The 17,886-nt window shown below is 64.5% G+C and carries 16 protein-coding genes; 12 read left to right on the top strand and 4 right to left on the bottom strand.

The window, feature by feature from the left end:
- Positions 1-11: 11 nt before the first annotated feature.
- Positions 12-1,016, bottom strand: a complete 1,005-nt coding sequence (locus tag ACX80C_RS06805) for an aminoglycoside phosphotransferase family protein (RefSeq protein WP_459325595.1) — start codon at positions 1,014-1,016, stop codon at positions 12-14.
- Positions 1,017-1,085: 69 nt separating this feature from the next.
- Entirely contained in the window at positions 1,086-2,180 is a 1,095-nt protein-coding gene (locus ACX80C_RS06800) for a ferritin family protein (RefSeq protein WP_459325594.1), read from the bottom strand.
- 84 nt (positions 2,181-2,264) lie between these two features.
- Between ACX80C_RS06800 and ACX80C_RS06795 the strand changes: the two genes are divergently transcribed.
- The 5 genes from ACX80C_RS06795 (at position 2,265) to rbfA (ending at position 7,858) form a co-directional block, all read left to right on the top strand.
- Positions 2,265-2,876 carry a ribosome maturation factor RimP gene (locus ACX80C_RS06795; RefSeq protein WP_459325877.1) on the top strand — a complete coding sequence of 204 codons (612 nt, stop codon included), beginning with the start codon at positions 2,265-2,267 and terminating at the stop codon, positions 2,874-2,876.
- A 33-nt stretch (positions 2,877-2,909) separates the two neighbouring features.
- Positions 2,910-3,881, top strand: a complete 972-nt coding sequence (gene nusA / locus ACX80C_RS06790; RefSeq protein ID WP_459325593.1) for a transcription termination factor NusA — start codon at positions 2,910-2,912, stop codon at positions 3,879-3,881.
- Between the two features lie 72 nt (positions 3,882-3,953).
- A complete protein-coding gene (locus ACX80C_RS06785) occupies positions 3,954-4,232 on the top strand; it encodes a YlxR family protein (RefSeq protein ID WP_459325591.1) in 279 nt (92 codons plus the stop codon).
- Positions 4,233-4,437: 205 nt separating this feature from the next.
- Positions 4,438-7,290 (top strand): translation initiation factor IF-2, encoded by a 2,853-nt coding sequence (infB, locus tag ACX80C_RS06780; RefSeq protein ID WP_459325590.1) that lies wholly within the window; start codon positions 4,438-4,440, stop codon positions 7,288-7,290.
- Positions 7,291-7,414: 124 nt separating this feature from the next.
- Complete coding sequence (rbfA, locus tag ACX80C_RS06775; protein ID WP_459325588.1) at positions 7,415-7,858, top strand: 30S ribosome-binding factor RbfA; 444 nt, start codon at positions 7,415-7,417, stop codon at positions 7,856-7,858.
- 48 nt (positions 7,859-7,906) lie between these two features.
- Here rbfA and ACX80C_RS06770 read toward each other — a convergent pair whose 3' ends face one another.
- On the bottom strand, positions 7,907-9,052 hold the full coding sequence (locus ACX80C_RS06770; protein ID WP_459325586.1) for a pyridoxal phosphate-dependent aminotransferase: 1,146 nt from the start codon (positions 9,050-9,052) through the stop codon (positions 7,907-7,909).
- Between the two features lie 102 nt (positions 9,053-9,154).
- Between ACX80C_RS06770 and truB the strand changes: the two genes are divergently transcribed.
- The 4 genes from truB (at position 9,155) to ACX80C_RS06750 (ending at position 11,740) form a co-directional block, all read left to right on the top strand.
- On the top strand, positions 9,155-10,105 hold the full coding sequence (gene truB, locus ACX80C_RS06765; protein WP_459325584.1) for a tRNA pseudouridine(55) synthase TruB: 951 nt from the start codon (positions 9,155-9,157) through the stop codon (positions 10,103-10,105).
- Positions 10,106-10,107: 2 nt separating this feature from the next.
- Complete coding sequence (locus ACX80C_RS06760; protein WP_459325583.1) at positions 10,108-10,476, top strand: hypothetical protein; 369 nt, start codon at positions 10,108-10,110, stop codon at positions 10,474-10,476.
- Entirely contained in the window at positions 10,473-10,958 is a 486-nt protein-coding gene (locus ACX80C_RS06755) for a hypothetical protein (RefSeq protein ID WP_459325581.1), read from the top strand. The genes ACX80C_RS06760 and ACX80C_RS06755 overlap by 4 nt, the downstream gene beginning before the upstream one ends.
- A gap of 107 nt (positions 10,959-11,065) precedes the next feature.
- The gene (locus ACX80C_RS06750) at positions 11,066-11,740 is read left to right on the top strand and encodes a DUF4345 domain-containing protein (RefSeq protein ID WP_459325580.1); all 675 of its coding nucleotides are present in this window, start codon (positions 11,066-11,068) and stop codon (positions 11,738-11,740) included.
- On the opposite strand, the gene ACX80C_RS06745 is transcribed toward ACX80C_RS06750, so the two are convergent.
- Positions 11,737-13,689, bottom strand: coding sequence for a hypothetical protein (locus ACX80C_RS06745; RefSeq protein ID WP_459325578.1), 1,953 nt, complete (start codon positions 13,687-13,689; stop codon positions 11,737-11,739). The two genes, ACX80C_RS06750 and ACX80C_RS06745, sit on opposite strands and share 4 nt — an antisense overlap.
- A 251-nt stretch (positions 13,690-13,940) precedes the next feature.
- On the opposite strand from ACX80C_RS06745, the gene ACX80C_RS06740 reads away from it, so the two are divergent.
- The 3 genes from ACX80C_RS06740 (at position 13,941) to ACX80C_RS06730 (ending at position 17,875) form a co-directional block, all read left to right on the top strand.
- Positions 13,941-14,933 carry a bifunctional riboflavin kinase/FAD synthetase gene (locus ACX80C_RS06740; protein WP_459325576.1) on the top strand — a complete coding sequence of 331 codons (993 nt, stop codon included), beginning with the start codon at positions 13,941-13,943 and terminating at the stop codon, positions 14,931-14,933.
- A gap of 119 nt (positions 14,934-15,052) precedes the next feature.
- Positions 15,053-15,322, top strand: a complete 270-nt coding sequence (gene rpsO, locus ACX80C_RS06735) for a 30S ribosomal protein S15 (protein ID WP_167992168.1) — start codon at positions 15,053-15,055, stop codon at positions 15,320-15,322.
- 267 nt (positions 15,323-15,589) lie between these two features.
- Positions 15,590-17,875 (top strand): polyribonucleotide nucleotidyltransferase, encoded by a 2,286-nt coding sequence (locus ACX80C_RS06730; protein WP_459325875.1) that lies wholly within the window; start codon positions 15,590-15,592, stop codon positions 17,873-17,875.
- Positions 17,876-17,886 lie beyond the last annotated feature (11 nt).

Below are 17,886 nucleotides of genomic sequence, written 5' to 3'. Positions count from 1 at the left end.
GGCGAACCACATCAGGGATTGGCGAGGCGATGCGCCGGCGGCAGGTTTGACAGCGGCTTACGCAGCAGGTTGCTGGCGACCCAGAGCGAGCGGTCGGCGTCGTCATGCAATCCGTCGCGCAGGTAACCCAGCGCGTTGTCTACTTCCCGTACCACGGACCAGTCCCGGCCAAGCATGGGATCAAGTCCAGCGGCCAGTGCGAGGTCGGTGCAACGGTCCCTCAAATGTGCCGCGGGGTCGGTTGCCTGAAGATCGTGAACACGGTTCCACAGCATCGGTGCCACGGCGAATTCGGCGTCGCCCAGCACCGGCTTCGGGTCGATGGCGAGGAACTGTCGGGGATGCTCCAGCACAGGGAGGATGTTGAAGTAGTGGAGGTCGGAGTGAACCAGGACATCGCAGCTGCTTCGCCGTCCAACAGCGCCGTGTACCTGGCACACCTCCAGCGCGTATTCAAGCAGCCAACGGTCGAACGGACGGCCGAGGGACTCCCACTCAGCCGGCAGGGTGTCAGTCCATTGTTCGGCCAGGTCCGCCACCGATGGGATATCCCGCCACAGTTGGTCTGGGGACTGCAGGGTGGATGGCGCAATGGACAACCTGCGCATGATCGACCCCCAGACCTCCGCGGTGTCCGCAAGCGCGATCTTCGCGAGGGAGGAGTCGCCGTCGAGGCGTTCCAGGAGCAGGACGTAGTCTTCGCGGGCACTGTCCAGGAGTTCGACGGCGCCCCGGCCGTCCCACAGCGCCAGTGCGTCCGGTTCGGGAAGGGCCTCCGCGTGCGGGACCGTGATTTTCAGGACCGCGGGACGCCCATCGGCGCAAACGACCGGAAGCACAATGGCGCCGTGGCCGGTCCAGGGTTCTGCGCCCGGCTCGAGATCGAGGACGAGTTCCCACTCATCCAGGTAGCGGGCGGCGAGTGCGGGCCAGCCATCAAGCCATGCCCTGCCGCTCGGCAGGTTCAGCGCGTTCCGCACAAGCGACCGCGGTAGCTCGATGTCCAGTGCACCCACCTGCTAAGCCTAACCGTTGGCAACGGCGGGGATGGGATTCAAGAGCGGCGGCCTCATAGTGCCTCTGCGCTAACCCGCGTTTGTAGCGACGTCGGGCAGCTTCGGGTGGAGACTCGGATGAATCCCCGGAAACTTGCCGAGCCCGGCGGCGCCTCCAGCGGCGCCGGCGGAGCGCTGCGCCGTTTCCGTAAGCCGGGTGATTGCCCAGTCGCGGGCAGCGCCGGGGGCGCTGACTCCCACCAGGTCCGCGTAGGTTCCAACGAGCGCTTGCTCCAGGTTCTGCAGGGCGGCGTCCGGCTCAGTCAGGAATAAGCGGTCCAGTGCGTAGGCTCCGGCAGGAAGCGGCTCGGCTACGCAGCGGTCAGCCAGGATCGCCGAGCCGACGGCCGCCGCGGACTCGTGCCCTGCCACCCCGGAGAGATAGGGTTCCGGCTCAGCCGACCGCGCGGCAACAACCTGGTACGCGTAGGCAGTGCGGTGCTCAGCCAGGACCGCCGAACGTGTACCGTCCTGGTCCTCCTCGGCTTCGAACGCTTCGTCCTGTGCGCAGGCCGGGGCGTCGTCGTCATACTCCATGTCCGCCACCGGCTCCGGCGGGGCTTCCACGCCCAGACTCTTGGCGAGAGTGCGTGCTTGCAGCCACTGCGAAGTACCCACGGACGCCAGCAATCGCGCGGGGCCGGCCTCCACCGTGGCTGCGGCGGCGAAAGCAGCCGTGAAGGAAGCCGTCAGGTCAGCCAGGAATTCGGGCGCGGTCTTCGCCTCAGCGGCGGCTGGCGGAGATTGGGCAGCCGGCTGGGTAACCGGGGAAGCGTCCGGCGAGCGGGTCGGGTGGGCGGATGCGGCCGGTCGCAGAGCCGCAGCGTGCAGTTCGAGAAGTTCGGCGAGCGTGGCGTAGGACCCGGCCTCGTCCGCGGCGGCGGACCCTGCAATGGACCGGGCTGCTGCGGCAAGATCGTCTGCTGACGCCGCGCTGTTCACGAGCGCCTGTTCGCTGGCACTCAACTGTGGCTCCGGCGTCTGGCGGCCGATGACCAGCCCGATGCCGGCGACCAGTACCAGCACCAGGATCAGAAGCACGCCGCGAAGCATCCGGCGTAGCACTCCGCCACCACCGTTACCGGGGGATTCGGAGCGGGCCGGGGCCGCCGCGGAAGGCTTCACAACCGATCATCATGCCATGGCTGGAGGCAACGCATGCTCCCATTCACTGGACTGACATAAAGTCGTTAGGGTAGTAGCTACAAGATCATCGAGCGGGAGGCGACAGTGGGTAAGCAGACCACACCAGCAGCAAATCGCCGGAGTACGCCTCCTGCGCACGTAAATCCCGCAGATGAGGCAGCAAGACTGCGCGAGTTCCTGCAGCCGGTGGTGCAGAAGCACGGTCTCCTCCTGGAGGACGTTGAAGTCCGGATCGCTGGAAGCCACCGCACCGTCAACGTGATTGTCGACGTCACGGAGGATCAGGAGGGCGGGGTGAGCCTGGAGACCATTTCGGATGTCTCCCACAGCCTGTCCGAGGCCATGGACGCGGATCCGCAGGACGACGGACGTCCGTACAACCTCGAAGTTTCCTCACCCGGTGTCTCGCGGCCGCTGACCGAACCGCGCCACTGGCGGCGCAACGTCGGCAGGCTGGTTTCGGTCGAGCTTATCGATGGCGATGAGCTTGTTGGCCGCCTGATCGAGGCCCAAGACACCCTTGTGGTAGTTCGCCCGCAGCTTCCGGTCAAGAAGGGCATGAAACCGAAGGTCGGGCAGGAGCAGGAGTTGGCCTATGACAGAATCCGCAAGGGAACCGTCCAGGTCGAGTTCACCCACGCTGAAGCTGAGGAACCCGGCGGCGAAGATGTCTGAGTTTCACGAGAATCGCTGGCCAAGGAGGCCCCAATGGACATAGATATGAGTGCTTTGCGGCTACTGGAACGCGAGCGCGAGATTCCGCTCGACCTGCTCATTCCGACCATCGAGCAGGCGTTGCTGGTTGCCTATCACAAGACCACCGGAGCCCAGGAGATCGCGCGGGCTGAGCTGGACCGCAAGAGCGGGCATGTGACCATCTGGGCAACCGAAATCGACGACGACGGCGTGGCCGTCGGGGAGTACGACGACACGCCTTCCGGCTTCGGCCGGATCGCGGCGAGCACGGCGCGGCAGATCATCCTGCAGCGCCTGCGGGATGCCGAGGATGACAACATCCTCGGTGAGTTCCGCGGGAAGGAAGGCGAGCTTGTTGCCGGGCTGATCCAGCAGGGCAACAACCCGCACATGATCCAGGTCAACCTCGGCTCCGTCGAGGCCCTGCTGCCGCCGCCGGAACAGGTTCCAGGGGAGAAGTACCTGCATGGCACCCGCCTTCGGGCGTTCGTCGTGGACGTACACCGCGGCATGAAGGGGCCATCGATCACGCTTTCGCGCTCCCATCCGGGGCTGGTCCGCAAACTTTTCGAGTTGGAGGTCCCTGAGATCGCCGACAAGACAGTGGAGATTGTCGCCCTTGCTCGTGAAGCCGGCCACCGAACCAAGATCGCTGTCAAAGCGCATGTTCCCGGCGTCAACGCAAAGGGTGCCTGCATCGGCGAGATGGGTTCGCGTGTGCGCGCAGTGATGAACGAGTTGAATGACGAAAAGATCGACATCGTGGATTACAACGATGATCCGGCTGCCTTCATCGCGAGTTCCCTTTCGCCGTCGCGGGTTACATCGGTGACAATCACAGACGAGAACACGCGCAGCGCCCGCGTGGTGGTGCCGGACTACCAGCTGTCACTCGCAATCGGCAAGGAGGGCCAGAATGCCCGCCTGGCTGCCAAACTTACGGGCTGGCGGATCGATATCGTGTCCGACGCTGCGCAGGGCTGAGGTTCCCACAGGTTGCCGACAAGTGCTGGATGCGCCATATCGGGTGCCGAGGCGCTAGAATAGATAGGGCTTATGTTATTGCGCCACCAACCGGTACGAACCTGCATTGGTTGCCGCTCGCGTGATGACCAGGCCAGTCTGGTCCGGTGGGTGGTTATCGATCATGGCGGCGTCAACGTCGCCGAGGTGGATTTCCGCCGTCGGCTAGTGGGCCGGGGTGCCTGGTTGCATTCCCGACCGTCCTGTGTGGAGCTCGCGCTCAAACGCAAAGCGTTCAACCGTGCCTTCCGAGGCGCCGCTGAGACGCGTGGCGTTGAGCAGTGGCTCCACACACTCCAGTCAGTCTCCTGATGGCGACTGACTGCAAGAACACCGTCCTCCCTGAAAGCGGGTCAGAAAACTGATGGAAACCCGATGAGTACCCAGCGATGAGTGCCCAACGATGAACAATCTGTTGAGCTCTGCATTCGGCGCGTCAACTGCCTCGGCAGCTGGGGCGTGCAGTAGGAATTAGACGGTTCGCCCCTGACTCGGTGCGGACCGAGACAGGAGAAATGTGGCCAAGGTCCGCGTACACGAGCTCGCCAAAGAGCTCGGAATTACCTCAAAGGATGCAGTAGCCAAGCTGCAGGAACTGGGCGAATTCGTCCGGTCGGCATCCTCAACTATCGAAGCGCCGGTCGTGAAGAAACTCCGCGGCGCATTCCCCGATGCCCAGGAAGCCAAATCGCCGGCTCCCACCAAGGCACCGCAGCCAGCCCCCAAGGCTGCTGCTCCGAAGCCCGCTGCGGCTCCGGTTGCCAACGACTTGCCTGCCGAACCCAAGGCTCCGTCCGCTCCCGCTGAGCAGACGCCGGCGGCCCCGGCGTTCAAGGCGCCAGAGGCCCCGAAGGCAGAGTCGGCGTCAGGGCAGGCCGAGGGCGGCACTTCCGAAACCAAGCCGGCTCCCAAGCCAGCCGCAGCGCGTCCGGCCCCGGCCCGTCCCGCAGCAGCCCGCCCCGGGGACCGCACCGGTAGCCCGCGTCCCGGCAACAATCCCTTTGCCACCTCGCAGGGCATGCCCCGCGGCGGACGTGGCGACGGCGACCGCTCCGGCGGCCCCCGTCCCGGCAATAACCCATTCGCTACCTCGCAGGGCATGCCCCGTCCCGGCGGTCGTCGGGATGACGAGCGCGGGGGGCAGCGGCCCGCGGCCGGTGCGGGCGGACCGCGCCCTGCAGCAGGTGCTGGCGGTCCTCGTCCCGGAGCACCCCGACCGGGTGCACCAAGGCCGGGTGCCCCCCGCCCGGCCGGCGCCGGCGGTGCGCGCCCAACGCCGGGCATGATGCCGAACCGGACTGAGCGTCCGGCAGCTCCGGGCCGTGGTGGCGCTCCCGGTGGCGCTCCTCGTCGTGGTCCCGGTGGCGGACCCGGCGGCGGAGGAGGCGCCCCCGTCGGCGGTGGCTTCGGCAAGGGCGGCCGCGGTCGCGGCGGAACAGCCGGAGCATTCGGCAAGGGCGGCGCAGGCCGCGGCAAGCAGCGCAAGTCGAAGCGGGCGAAGCGGCAGGAGCTCGAGCAGATGTCGGCCCCATCGCTGGGCGGCGTCAGCGTACCCCGCGGCGATGGCAGCACCGTTATCCGCCTGCGTCGCGGCTCCTCGATCACCGAATTCGCCGAGAAGATTGATGCAAACCCGGCGGCACTGGTCACAGTGCTGTTCCACCTCGGTGAAATGGCTACGGCCACCCAGTCGCTGGATGAAGGCACTTTCGAGGTCCTCGGCGCGGAGCTGGGGTACAAGATTCAGGTTGTATCGCCGGAGGACGAGGAGCGCGAGCTGCTCGAGAACTTCGACATCGACCTGGACGCCGAACTCGACGCCGAAGGTGATGCACAGCTCGAGGCGCGCCCGCCGGTAGTTACCGTCATGGGCCACGTCGATCACGGAAAGACCCGGTTGCTGGATGCAATCCGCAAGTCGAACGTCGTCGCCGGCGAACACGGCGGAATCACCCAGCACATCGGTGCCTACCAGATCGACCATGAGCATGAGGGCGACAACCGTCCGATCACGTTCATTGACACCCCGGGCCACGAAGCGTTCACCGCCATGCGTGCCCGTGGTGCCAAGGTCACCGACATCGCCGTGCTGGTGGTCGCCGCGGACGACGGCGTCATGCCCCAGACTGTTGAGGCCCTGAACCACGCGCAGGCAGCGAACGTGCCGATCGTGGTTGCGGTCAACAAAATCGATAAGGAAGGCGCCAACCCTGACAAGGTGAAGGGGCAGCTCACCGAGTACGGTCTGGTACCCGAAGAGTACGGCGGCGAGACGATGTTCGTGCATGTCTCCGCGCTCAAGGGCGACGGCATTGACGAGCTGCTCGAGGCAGTACTGCTCACCGCGGACGCTGCACTCGACATGCGCGCCAACCCGAACAAGGATGCACGTGGTATCGCGATTGAAGCGAACCTGGACAAGGGCCGCGGCGCGGTTGCCACCGTGCTGGTCCAGTCGGGAACGCTGAACGTCGGTGACACGATCGTGGCGGGTATCGCTCACGGCCGCGTCCGTGCGATGTTCAACGAGGACGGTGACAACGTCAGCGAGGCAGGGCCGTCGCGCCCTGTTCAGGTGCTCGGCCTGTCCACGGTTCCCCGTGCAGGCGACACCTTCCTCGTCACCCCCGATGAGCGCACTGGCCGCCAGATCGCTGAAAAGCGTGAGGCTGCGGACCGCAACGCAGCGCTGGCCAAGCGCCGCAAGCGCGTCAGCCTTGAGGACTTCGACCAGGCCGTCGCGGAGGGCAAGGTAGACACCCTCAACCTCATCCTCAAGGGCGATGTTTCGGGTGCTGTCGAAGCGCTCGAGGACTCACTGCTCAAGATCGATGTGGGCGAAGGAGTCGCACTGCGCGTCATCCACCGCGGTGTCGGTGCCATCACGCAGAACGACGTCAACCTCGCAACGGTCGACAACGCGATCATCATCGGGTTCAACGTCCGGCCGGCCGAACGGGTTGCTGAGCTCGCCGACCGCGAGGGCGTGGACCTGCGCTTCTACACCGTCATCTACGCCGCAATCGATGACATTGAACTCGCACTCAAGGGCATGCTCAAGCCCGAGTTCGAGGAAGCACAGCTCGGTACGGCGGAGATCCGGGAAGTCTTCCGGTCCTCCAAGTTTGGCAACATCGCGGGCTCGATCGTCCGTTCCGGCGTAATCCGCAGGAACTCCAAGGCGCGTCTGATCCGCGACGGAGTGGTGGTTGGCGACAACCTCAGCGTCGACACGCTCCGCCGCTTCAAGGACGACGCCACCGAGGTCCGGACGGACTTCGAGTGTGGCATCGGTCTCGGGTCGTTCAATGACATCAGGGAAGGCGACACCATCGAGACCTACGAGATGCGCGAGAAGCCGCGGGTCTAGGTTCGCCGAAGGCGGGGCCGCTTGTCCAGCGGTCCCGCCTTCCACCCACGACGACGGCGGGACCCGCCGTCGTCGTTCTACTCTCCAAACTCTTGGGGACTGTTCGACAAGCTAAGGAGAAGTCATGGCAGACGCTGCACGCGCGGCGCGGTTGGCCCAGCGCATCAAGGTGATTGTTGCCGAGGCGCTTCGTCGCCGGGTGAAGGACCCGCGGCTTGAGGCCGTCACCGTCACAGATGCACGGGTGACCAACGATCTGCAGCACGCCACGATCTACTACACGGTGTTCGGCGAAGCCGAAGAGCAGGCAGTGGTTCATAAGGCGCTCGAATCGGCGAGGGGTGTCCTGCGGTCGGAGGTTGGCCGGAACATCACTGCTCGGCTCACGCCCACCCTTGAGTTCGTGCCGGACGAGATCCCCGTGAACGCGAGCCACCTTGAGGAGCTGCTGCGTACGGCCAAGGAACGCGACGCGGAAGTGGCCGAGCTGGCGCGGAAAGCCGCCTTTGCGGGCGAGGCCGACCCGTACCGCAAGCCCGGCGACGACGAAGGCGACGATCCCCGCTAGCGAAGGAAGATCGTCGCGTTCTTCGCCCGGCCAAATTAGGAACGGCGCTCAGGAACGGCGCGGAAGCCTGCTCACACCGGTGAGCAGGCTTTCTGTTTCAGTGCAGAGGGCGAGGCGTATCCAACCCTCACCGTTTGATCCGAACGCTGTTCCGGGCGCTACCGCCACGCCTTCTTCTGCGAGGAAAGTATGTACCCACGAGCGCACGTCGCCGCCCGTGGCGTGTGACAGGTCAGCCCACAGGTAGAACGCTCCCTGCGCATCAAGGAACTCAATGTTGAGTGCTCTGAGCGCCGCTGTCGCCGCGTCACGATTGGATCGGTAGTGAGCGGCGGCCGTCGCGATGTAGTCCTCTGGTCCCGTGAGCGCGGCGACCGCAGCGTATTGGGGGGATGCACCCACACACGAAACGATTGATTCCATGACGGCGTTGAACTGGGCTCCTAACCCGTCAGGCAGAATCAGGGCACCGATCCGAAGGCCCGTCAGCCCGTATGTCTTTGACAGCGTGAGCGAGGTGATTACACGCGTACCCGATTCATCGAAGCGAGCGGGGCTCACGTGCGGGACGTCGTAGGTGAACGCTTCATAGCACTCGTCCGAGAGGATCCACAGATCGTGGTGCTCGGCGAACGTAACGAGGTCCCGGGTCAGGCTCTCACTGAAGACCGCACCGAGCGGATTCGACGGCGAATTCAGCACGAGTACACGGGTGCGATCGGTGACGAGTTCTTCGAGATCGTGGATCTGTGGCTGGAATCCGTGGCCTGGCCGCAGGGGATAGTCCACCGGTACGGCATGCACCAGCCGTGCAGTCATCCCAAAGGTTGGGTAGCCGGGATTGGGGATGAGGACTTCGTCGCCGGCGTCCAGCAGCATGCTCATCGCGAGGTGAAGCCCCTGCTGCGCGCCGGCCGTTACATAGATCCGGGACGCATCAATCTCGATGCCGTTACGGTTGCCGAACCGGGCTGCGAATGCGCTGCGGAGGGGAGCGAGGCCCTCATTAGGTGTGTAGTTGGTCTCATCACGGTCCAGCGCAGCGATCCCGGCATCGAGGATGTGTCGCGGGACAGGAAAGGCTGGCTCTCCAATGCTGAGCACTATGGCGTCCGGGCGCATCCACGCCGCCTGGGTTATTTCCCGGATCTGGTTGGCCGGCACTTGTTTCACATGGGCTGCGATGGAGGGCATAGGGGCATCGTATCGCCGAGCCGGTTTCAGCGTGCACGGCCTGAAGCCAGGCGAGGCCCCGCCGGGAAGGAGGACCCACTGTCTCGACCTATACTGAAAGGCGTGAATTCGGGGCAGGTCCACTCAGGACTCGTAATCGTGGACAAGCCGCAGGGCTGGACCAGCCATGACGTGGTGGGGAAGGTTCGGCGACTGGCAGGTACGCGAAAAGTGGGTCATGCGGGCACACTCGATCCGATGGCAACCGGGGTTCTGGTGGTAGGGATCAACCGGGCTACCCGGCTCCTGACCTATATCGTCGGGACTTCGAAGACTTACACCGCCACCATCCGGTTGGGGCAGTCGACCGTTACTGACGATGCCGAGGGCGAAGTGGTTTCGGAGGCAAGTGCTGCCGCAGTGTCCCCTAAGGCAATCAGGTCGGCCGTCGCGGCGCTCACCGGAACCATAGACCAGGTTCCAAGCAGCGTCAGCGCCATCAAGGTCAAGGGCGAGCGTGCCTATGCGCGGGTCCGGTCAGGGGAGGACGTGACGCTCCCTGCCCGGCCGGTGACAATCCATCGTTTCGAGATTCATGACGTGCGGCGCGTCGACGGCGGGCAGGTGCAGGACGTCGACGTGAGCGTGGAATGCAGTTCCGGAACCTATGTGCGGGCATTGGCTCGCGACGTTGGCGCCGCGCTTCAGGTTGGAGGCCACCTGACGGCCTTACGGCGCTGTGAAGTGGGACCGTATTCGCTGGAACAGGCAGCAACGCTCGATGACCTGGCGCTCGATCTTCGCGTTCTGGGTATCGATCAGGCCGCACGTGCGCTTTTCCCGGCGCGGGAGTTGAGCCGAGCCGAAGCCGATGACGTGTCGCACGGCAGGCGTATCCACGCTTCTGGAACGGTCCGTGGGGGACTGACCCCCCATGAATCTTTCGCGGCGGACAACCGGCCGATCGCCGGTTTCGCGCCGAATGGGACCCTGGTGGCACTGCTTGAGGACCGGGGGGAGGAAGCGAAGCCTGTGCTCGTTTTCGCACCGGGGCAGGGCGGTGGCGGCGAGTGATCGTGGACGGCTTCTTCGTCATCGGTACGATCGTGTGCCTGCTGTCGAGCGTGTTGTGTATCGGCGCGGCGATCCTCCGGCAGCCGCCGAACGATGTCACCATACTCGCGGTCGCCGCGGTTGAACTATTCCTGTTGGCGTACCTCGTAGGCGCGGCCTTCAGACAGTTGGGGGGCGAGCCGGTAGCTGGGGAACCATGGGAGTTCTGGGGATATCTGGTGACTGCCCTGCTGCTTCCGGCTGGTGCTTTTTGGTGGGCCATCATCGAACGGTCCCGGTGGAGCAATCTCGTTCTGGGAGCGATTGGTGTGACCGTATTCGTGATGCTGGTGCGGATGGAGCAGATCTGGGATGGAGCGGTGCCGGTATGAGGAGAGGTAGCGAGCCGGCTGACAATCCAGTGGCGGGGGACACCGGGGAATCCACCGGCGCCTCAGGCAGCACCCTCAGCCGGGGCCCCGGACGCTTGCTGATTGCGGTATATGGGGTTTTCGCGATCGCGGCAAGTGCACGTGCGCTCTACCAGATCGCCACTAAATTCTCCGAAGCACCGCTGGCCTACACCTTGACTGCGCTGGCGGCGGCGGTCTACGTGTTCGCAACCATTTCGCTGAGCCGGTCAGGACGCCGCTGGTACAGGCTTTCCGTCGCGGCGGTAGGTCTGGAACTGGTGGGTGTGCTCACGGTGGGTACGCTCAGCATTCTTGATCCTGTCCTCTTTCCCGCTGACACCGTGTGGTCCATTTACGGGCGCGGCTACGGCTTTGTTCCGCTGGTGCTTCCGGTGCTCGGCCTGTGGTGGCTGTACCGGCACCGGGCCCCGGCAGCGTCTGCGGACTCAACGGGGGTCTGATTGACGCATCACCGAAATCACACACATTCCTACTGTCTGGATGCCAGGGGTGAGAGTATGGCTGCAGAGGCATTATCGGTAGGACATTGGGAAGGTGAGGGAGCATCATGAGCGGTAGCACGCCAGAGAATTCGCCGCGGGACGAGCGGACATCGCCGGCAGCAGCAGGTGAACGGCAGAGCGCAACAGCTCCGAATCCTGTCGCGGGCAGCGGTGCGTCGCCCCGCGACAGGACGACTTCGGGCAAGATCGACGGATCGAAGGATGCAGGCAAGCCGGGTAATGCCGGCAATCCGAACCACACCGGCGCGACGAATGAGGCGAAGAAGAAAGGCACGGGCAGTACGAAGCCCGCCAAAGAAGGCAACGACTGGAGTGTCTTTCGTACGGTCGTCGTGCTGGTAGGCCTGGTCATCGCTGGTTTCGGAGCGTATTACCTGATCACCGGCACAGCTGGGCTTCCCGAAACCGGCGACGGTGCAGTGAACCCCACCCTGGAGAACCAGTTCCGCTTCTTTGCCGCGATGATGATCGGGGTCGGAGCGGCCTTCGTGACGATCGCCATCAAGTTTCAGTGGGCCAACATGCTGTGGCTCGTGTGCCTTATGGTCTTCATCGGTGGGATTGGGCGGGTCCTTTCCTGGGCGTTTTCGGGTACCCCGCATTTTCTCCTGATCATCCTTATGGTGGTTGAGCTGGCGTTTCCCGCCGCGTTGCTGGTGTGGCACCGGTACATTGCGAAGACCAGCGAGCTGCGGCGGGAATACGCTGCCCGCTCCTAGGTTTGCGCCCGGCGGCGGCGTATGGACGTGAGCTGCACGAGGGCCAGCCCTGTCCCGACAAGTGCCATCGCCGCGCCTGCCGCTACTTCGGTCCTCAGGCCGGTTTGGGCAAGTTGCGGGCGTGCCGGCGTGACCGCCGACGGTTTTGCCGGGGGAGTGACCGTTTCGGCTGGAGCAGCGTCGGCGCTTTCAGAGGGTTCCGGTTCCGGGGATACCTCCTCCTCCGGCGTCGGCGGTTCAACCGGTGTCGCCGGTTCCTGTACGCAAACGGTCTCCGAGGGTTCGCCGAACGGGGACGCGAACGCGTTGGTGTATTGATCACCTGGGTAGCGAGCCACTACTGTGTAGCATCCCGGCTCCGTGAAAAGAGCGAACTGGCCGCTGGTATGGGCTCCGTTCAGCGCAGGAACACTTGACTCCGAGTGCAGGGGAGCATTCGGGGGCACCTCGCCGCCGAGTACCGGCGGTTCACTTAAGGGCCCGTACATGGACAGCAGGACGGTACCGGGGGCGCCCTCCGGCTGCGTGCCGAATCCCTGCAGGGTGACGCCGTCAGCGACACTGTCTCCGACCAGGGCCTCATGGGCTGACAAGGTGGTCTGTACCTGTGGCGTCCACGGCACGAAGGTCGTCTCCGCAGCTATCCCGTACTTTCCCTGCCAACCAATTACATAGGCGGCGGCTTCGGCGGGTTTCGCGCTGCCAGGATCGATGGTTTCGGTCCAGACGTACCACCCGGGTGCGGGAACCGTCAGACTCGGCGTCGAGTAGGTCCCGGGTCCGTCGACACTCGTGGTAACCGTGCCGACAGACGGTGTGCCTGCAGGGACGTTTTCCGCGAGAACAGGTGGAGCGTCCAGGGGTCCCCACAACGTCGAAACCACTTCCACGGACACAGCCTCGCCGCCTGGCGGCATGGACATCCATGGCACAGCACCAACCGGGCTCTCTGCGGACGGATCACCCGCAGAGACTTTCAAGATGTCGTGGATGCCGGTCCCAACATCAGTGCGCGCCGCCGAGGTCTGTGTTTGCACGGCAGGCCGGAACGCCGGGAGATCCGCGATCGATGCCGCCGCGTCGCGCGGCTCGACAACGGCGGCGGTCAGCAGTCGCTGCACGTCCTTGCGGGAAGGGACAAGCCATTTGACTCCCGCTGCCGGCGTGCGTGGAACCGTCACGGTGAGTGCGCCGCTGCCGAATCCGGTTCGCTTGAGGGTGAGTTCGCGAGGCTGGTCGGTGGTGGTCCAGGTGTGCGCGGTTGATTCCTGAAATCCGAACGCGCCGGTGAGCTTCACGGAAGCGGTCAGCCCTGACGCGGGTGTGCCGTCTGCGCCAGCCACCTCGATGTGTGCGGCGATCACGCCGTCGGTGTCTTCCTCATCCAGCTTGATGCGGACCTTATATGGTCCCGCCTCGGAGACAGCTGTGCGGGTCATCGCCCGCGCCCGCTCCACAACCTCCGCGGGCAGGCGTTCTGCGGTCAGGATGCGGGTCATGCCGGCCGAGTCCCAGTGCATTCCCGGCGAGGTCATGGCCCAGACGGCAAGTTGAACCGATGCGGCGGTGGCGTCATCGGTGGTGTTGCCCCAACGATGCAGCAGATAGGACAGCGCCGCGTTCTCCGTGGTGCTCAGCTGGGTTCCGTCGCTGCGTGTGAAGCCGCCGGTGTGGCCGCCGTTGTACCGATCAGCATGCGGAGGCGCGAGCCGCTCAAAGTCCGTGCAGTATGCCACCACTCCATCCGCGTTCACATGTTGCCCGACGAAGTGTTCGGCACCATCCAGCCCTGCCGCACGGTTCCACCCACCGCCGACAGGCACGGCGTGGGCGCCCGGCATTGGCGGCAGCAGGAACGTCAACACTGCGAGCAGCGCGACGCCGAATATGGCCAGGGCGCCGAGCCAGGCACGGCCAGCACCGGCACCGGCGACAGAAACAAAAGACACAGGTCCTCCTCATGGGTATGGGCTGTGCCGGGTAAACGTTGGCGCAGCAACACCCACTGTGATGCCGGGAGCCGGTGCAATGCGTGCCTGGAGGACGCTATGTGGATAACCCTCATGAATCACCGTGAATGTGGAGGAAGAGACGTGACTCACCCACTGATGCGGGAGGTCGGGAGGCATAGAAACCATCAGCCATAATGAAGGGACGGTGCGCGGCCGGCGAGCCGCCCTTCCAACAGCCAAGGAGATGCGTGTTCTACTGGAGAGACTTGGCCGATGTGCCCGACGGCTTTGGTCCATCAGTTCTCACCATCGGAAACTTCGACGGCGTGCACCGCGGTCACCAGGTAGTTCTGGAGCAGTTGGTGAGCGCAGCGTCGGAACGGGACGCAGCCGCCGTCGTTATCTCTTTCGACCCGCACCCCGCGCAGGTTCACCGCCCGGAAAGCGCCCCCGAACTCATCATGGGGCTGCAGGACCGCACGGAGACACTTGCGGATACGGGGATCGACGCCCTGCTCATGATGCACTACACGCTGGAGCTCGCTGCACTGACGCCTGAGGAATTCGTGTGTTCAGTGCTGGTCGAGGGCCTGCGCGCCAAGGCGGTTGTGATCGGACATGACGTCCGCTTCGGACGGGGCAACTCCGGGGATCTCTCCACAATGCAGGCGCTTGGCGAGCGACTCGGCTTCGATGTCATCGTCATCGACGATTACGGCTCAAGTCTGCGCACCAGCACGACGGCGGCAGGAGAGCGCCGTTGTTCGTCCACCTGGGTGCGTGAGGCACTGGAGGCTGGGGATGTCAGCACTGCAACGCGCATCCTGGGCCGGCCGCACCGCATGCGCGGCGAGGTGGTGCACGGCGCCGCACGGGGGCGCGCCCTCGGTTTTCCGACAGCCAATCTCTCTTCCGCTTCCACCGGATACATACCGGCGGACGGGATCTATGCCGGTTGGCTGATAGACAGCAGTCAGGTGCGCTGGCCCGCCGCGATCTCGGTCGGGTCGAATCCGACGTTTGACGGCGTCAGCCGGCAGGTCGAGGCGCACGTGATCGACCGTCCCTTGGAAGAAATCGACGTCTTCGATTTGTACGGACAGACCGTCGTCGTCGAGTTCGTGCGGCGGTTGCGCGGGATGGTCGCCTACCGTGGGCCGGAGGCGCTGATCGAACAGATGCGTCTCGACGTCGACCAGACGCGGAAGGTCCTTTCGACAGAACAGCGTGCCTACGGGTAAAGTTAGCTGCGGTCCTGCTGCAGTCCGTGGTTGCTGGACCACAGCCGGACTCAACTCGGAAGCTTTCGACACGAGCGCCGGCATCTCTTTGTTCACGGTACAACTCATAGGAGTTATTTGTGGCACTTGACGCCGCTCTGAAGCAGGAAATCATCAAGGAATACGCAACCTCTGAAGGCGACACCGGTTCGCCCGAGGTGCAGATTGCGATGCTTTCCCGCCGCATTCTCGACCTGACCGAACACCTCAAGATGCACAAGCACGACCACCACACGCGTCGTGGCCTGCTGCTTCTGGTGGGTCGCCGTCGTCGTCTGCTGGATTACCTGCACGACACCGACATCACGCGCTACCGTACGCTCATTGAGCGCCTCGGCCTGCGCCGTTAGATAGACTGTGAGGCGGCACCTTCCCACAGGGAAGGAGCCGCCTTCCATCTTTTGGCGGCAGTTGTGCTGCCCGTAGAAGAAACCTTCATAACCAGGAGCCAGGCGGACATGCAGGCATTCGCGGTCCTCGGTAGTGGTCTCCGGGACATCCCACTTGGGAACGTCCCGTGGACCTCGATCGAAGACCGGGTGCCACAACCCGTCCTAACGGCGTTGCTCAGCAGAACGCCGCCTGCCTCCGCCACCTAAGAAACGGAGGTGACTCTCTTGGAGGGTCCCGAAATCCAGTTCGCCGAAGCCGTTATCGACAACGGCCGCTTCGGCCAGCGCACTGTTCGCTTCGAAACCGGGCGCGTTGCCCAGCAGGCCGCAGGCGCTGCCATGGTTTACATCGATGAGGACACCGCGCTCCTCTCTGCCACCACCGCAGGAAAGTCCCCGCGTGAGGGCTTCGATTTCTTCCCCCTGACCGTTGATGTTGAAGAGCGTATGTACGCTGCCGGCCGAATCCCGGGCTCGTTCTTCCGCCGCGAAGGCCGCCCGTCCACGGAGGCCATCCTCGCGTGCCGGCTGATGGACCGACCCTTGCGTCCGGCCTTCGTAAAGGGCCTGCGTAACGAGGTCCAGATCGTCGTCACGGTTCTGGCCATCAACCCGGACGTCCGGTACGACGTCGTCGCCATCAATGCGGCATCCATGTCCACCCAACTGTCCGGTCTGCCGTTCTCCGGCCCGATCGGCGGCGTACGCGTTGCGCTGGTATCGGATGGCACGGGCGAAGATCAGTGGATTGCTTTCCCGAAGCACTCCGAGCTTGAGAATTCCGTGTTCGACATGGTGGTCGCAGGCCGTATCGTCGGGGACGACATCGCCATCATGATGGTCGAGGCCGAAGCCACGGACAACTCCTGGTCCCTGATCAAGGAGGACGGTGCCACTGCTCCCACCGAAGAGGTTGTCGCAGACGGCCTTGAGGCTGCCAAGCCGTTCGTCCGTGCGCTGTGTGAGGCACAGTCGGACCTGGCGGGGCGCGCTGCCAAGCCCACGGTCGAGTTCCCCGTGTTCAAGGACTACGAGGACGACGTCTTCGCGGCGGTCGAAAGTGCTGCCGGTTCCCGTCTGGCGGAGATCTTCACGATCGCCGACAAGCAGGAGCGTGAAGATGCAGCGAACGCCTATCGCACCGAGACCATTGAGGCCCTCGCCGGACAGTTCGAAGGCCGCGAGAAGGAAATTGCCGGAGCGTTCAACTCCGTGACCAAGAAGGTTGTCCGTCAGCGGATCCTTCGTGACCAGGTCCGCATTGATGGGCGCGGACTTAGCGACATCCGTAAGCTGACCGCCGAGGTCGAGGTCCTTCCGAGGGTTCACGGTTCGGCGATCTTCGAACGCGGTGAGACCCAGATCATGGGCGTCACCACGCTGAACATGCTCAAGATGGAGCAGCAGATCGACTCCCTGTCGCCTGTCACGCGCAAGCGCTACATGCACAACTACAACTTCCCGCCTTACTCCACGGGCGAGACCGGGCGCGTCGGTTCGCCGAAGCGGCGCGAGATCGGTCACGGGGCCCTTGCCGAACGGGCCCTCGTCCCGGTCCTGCCCAGCCGGGAGGAATTCCCTTACGCCATCCGCCAGGTCTCGGAGGCTCTCAGCTCCAACGGGTCGACGTCGATGGGCTCGGTCTGTGCCTCTACCCTGTCGCTGCTCAACGCCGGTGTGCCCCTCAAGGCGCCGGTTGCAGGCATCGCAATGGGCCTGGTGTCTGACGAGGTCGACGGCCAGACCCGCTACGCGGCGCTCACCGACATCCTCGGTGCCGAGGACGCATTCGGTGACATGGACTTCAAGGTTGCCGGTACCTCCGAATTCGTGACCGCTATCCAGTTGGACACCAAGCTCGACGGCATTCCTGCCTCGGTGCTGGCTGCGGCGTTGAAGCAGGCCAGGGAAGCGCGCCTGCACATCCTCGGGGTTCTCGACGCTGCGATCGATGCGCCGGATGAGCTCTCCGAGTTCGCGCCACGCATCATCTCGGTGAAGATCCCAGTGGACAAGATCGGCGAGGTCATCGGCCCCAAGGGCAAGATGATCAACCAGATCCAGGAAGACACCGGTGCCGACATCTCAATCGAAGACGACGGCACGGTCCTGATCGGCGCCACGGACGGCTCGTCCGCGGAGGCAGCACGGGCGGCAGTCAACGCGATTGCGAACCCGCAGGTTCCTGAGATCGGCGAGCGCTACCTGGGCACGGTCGTCAAGACCACAACGTTCGGCGCGTTCGTCTCGCTCACTCCCGGCAAGGACGGTCTGCTGCACATCTCCGAGCTGCGGAAGCTCGCCGGTGGCAAGCGTGTGGACAACGTCGACGACGTGGTTTCCGTAGGCCAGAAGGTACAGGTCGAAATCACCAAGATCGATGACCGCGGAAAGCTCTCGCTCTCGCCTGTCGTCGCGGAGGACCCGGCGAACGAGTCCGCTGACGGCGCCGGTGACGACGCTTCGCGCGCCCACGCGCAGGAGCCGGCCGAAGGCAGCGACGAGAACTAACGCACCCTCTG

The sequence above is a fragment of the Arthrobacter tecti genome, from assembly GCF_054511355.1.
This window is presented reverse-complemented; position numbering and strand designations above follow the sequence as displayed.

Coding starts and splice junctions, on each gene's coding strand:
- nusA (WP_459325593.1), top strand. CDS start 2,910: ATGGACATAGATATGAGTGCTTTGCGGCTACTGGAACGCGAGCGCGAG.
- ACX80C_RS06785 (WP_459325591.1), top strand. CDS start 3,954: ATGTTATTGCGCCACCAACCGGTACGAACCTGCATTGGTTGCCGCTCG.
- rbfA (WP_459325588.1), top strand. CDS start 7,415: ATGGCAGACGCTGCACGCGCGGCGCGGTTGGCCCAGCGCATCAAGGTG.
- ACX80C_RS06770 (WP_459325586.1), bottom strand. CDS start 9,052: ATGCCCTCCATCGCAGCCCATGTGAAACAAGTGCCGGCCAACCAGATC.
- ACX80C_RS06755 (WP_459325581.1), top strand. CDS start 10,473: ATGAGGAGAGGTAGCGAGCCGGCTGACAATCCAGTGGCGGGGGACACC.
- ACX80C_RS06750 (WP_459325580.1), top strand. CDS start 11,066: ATGAGCGGTAGCACGCCAGAGAATTCGCCGCGGGACGAGCGGACATCG.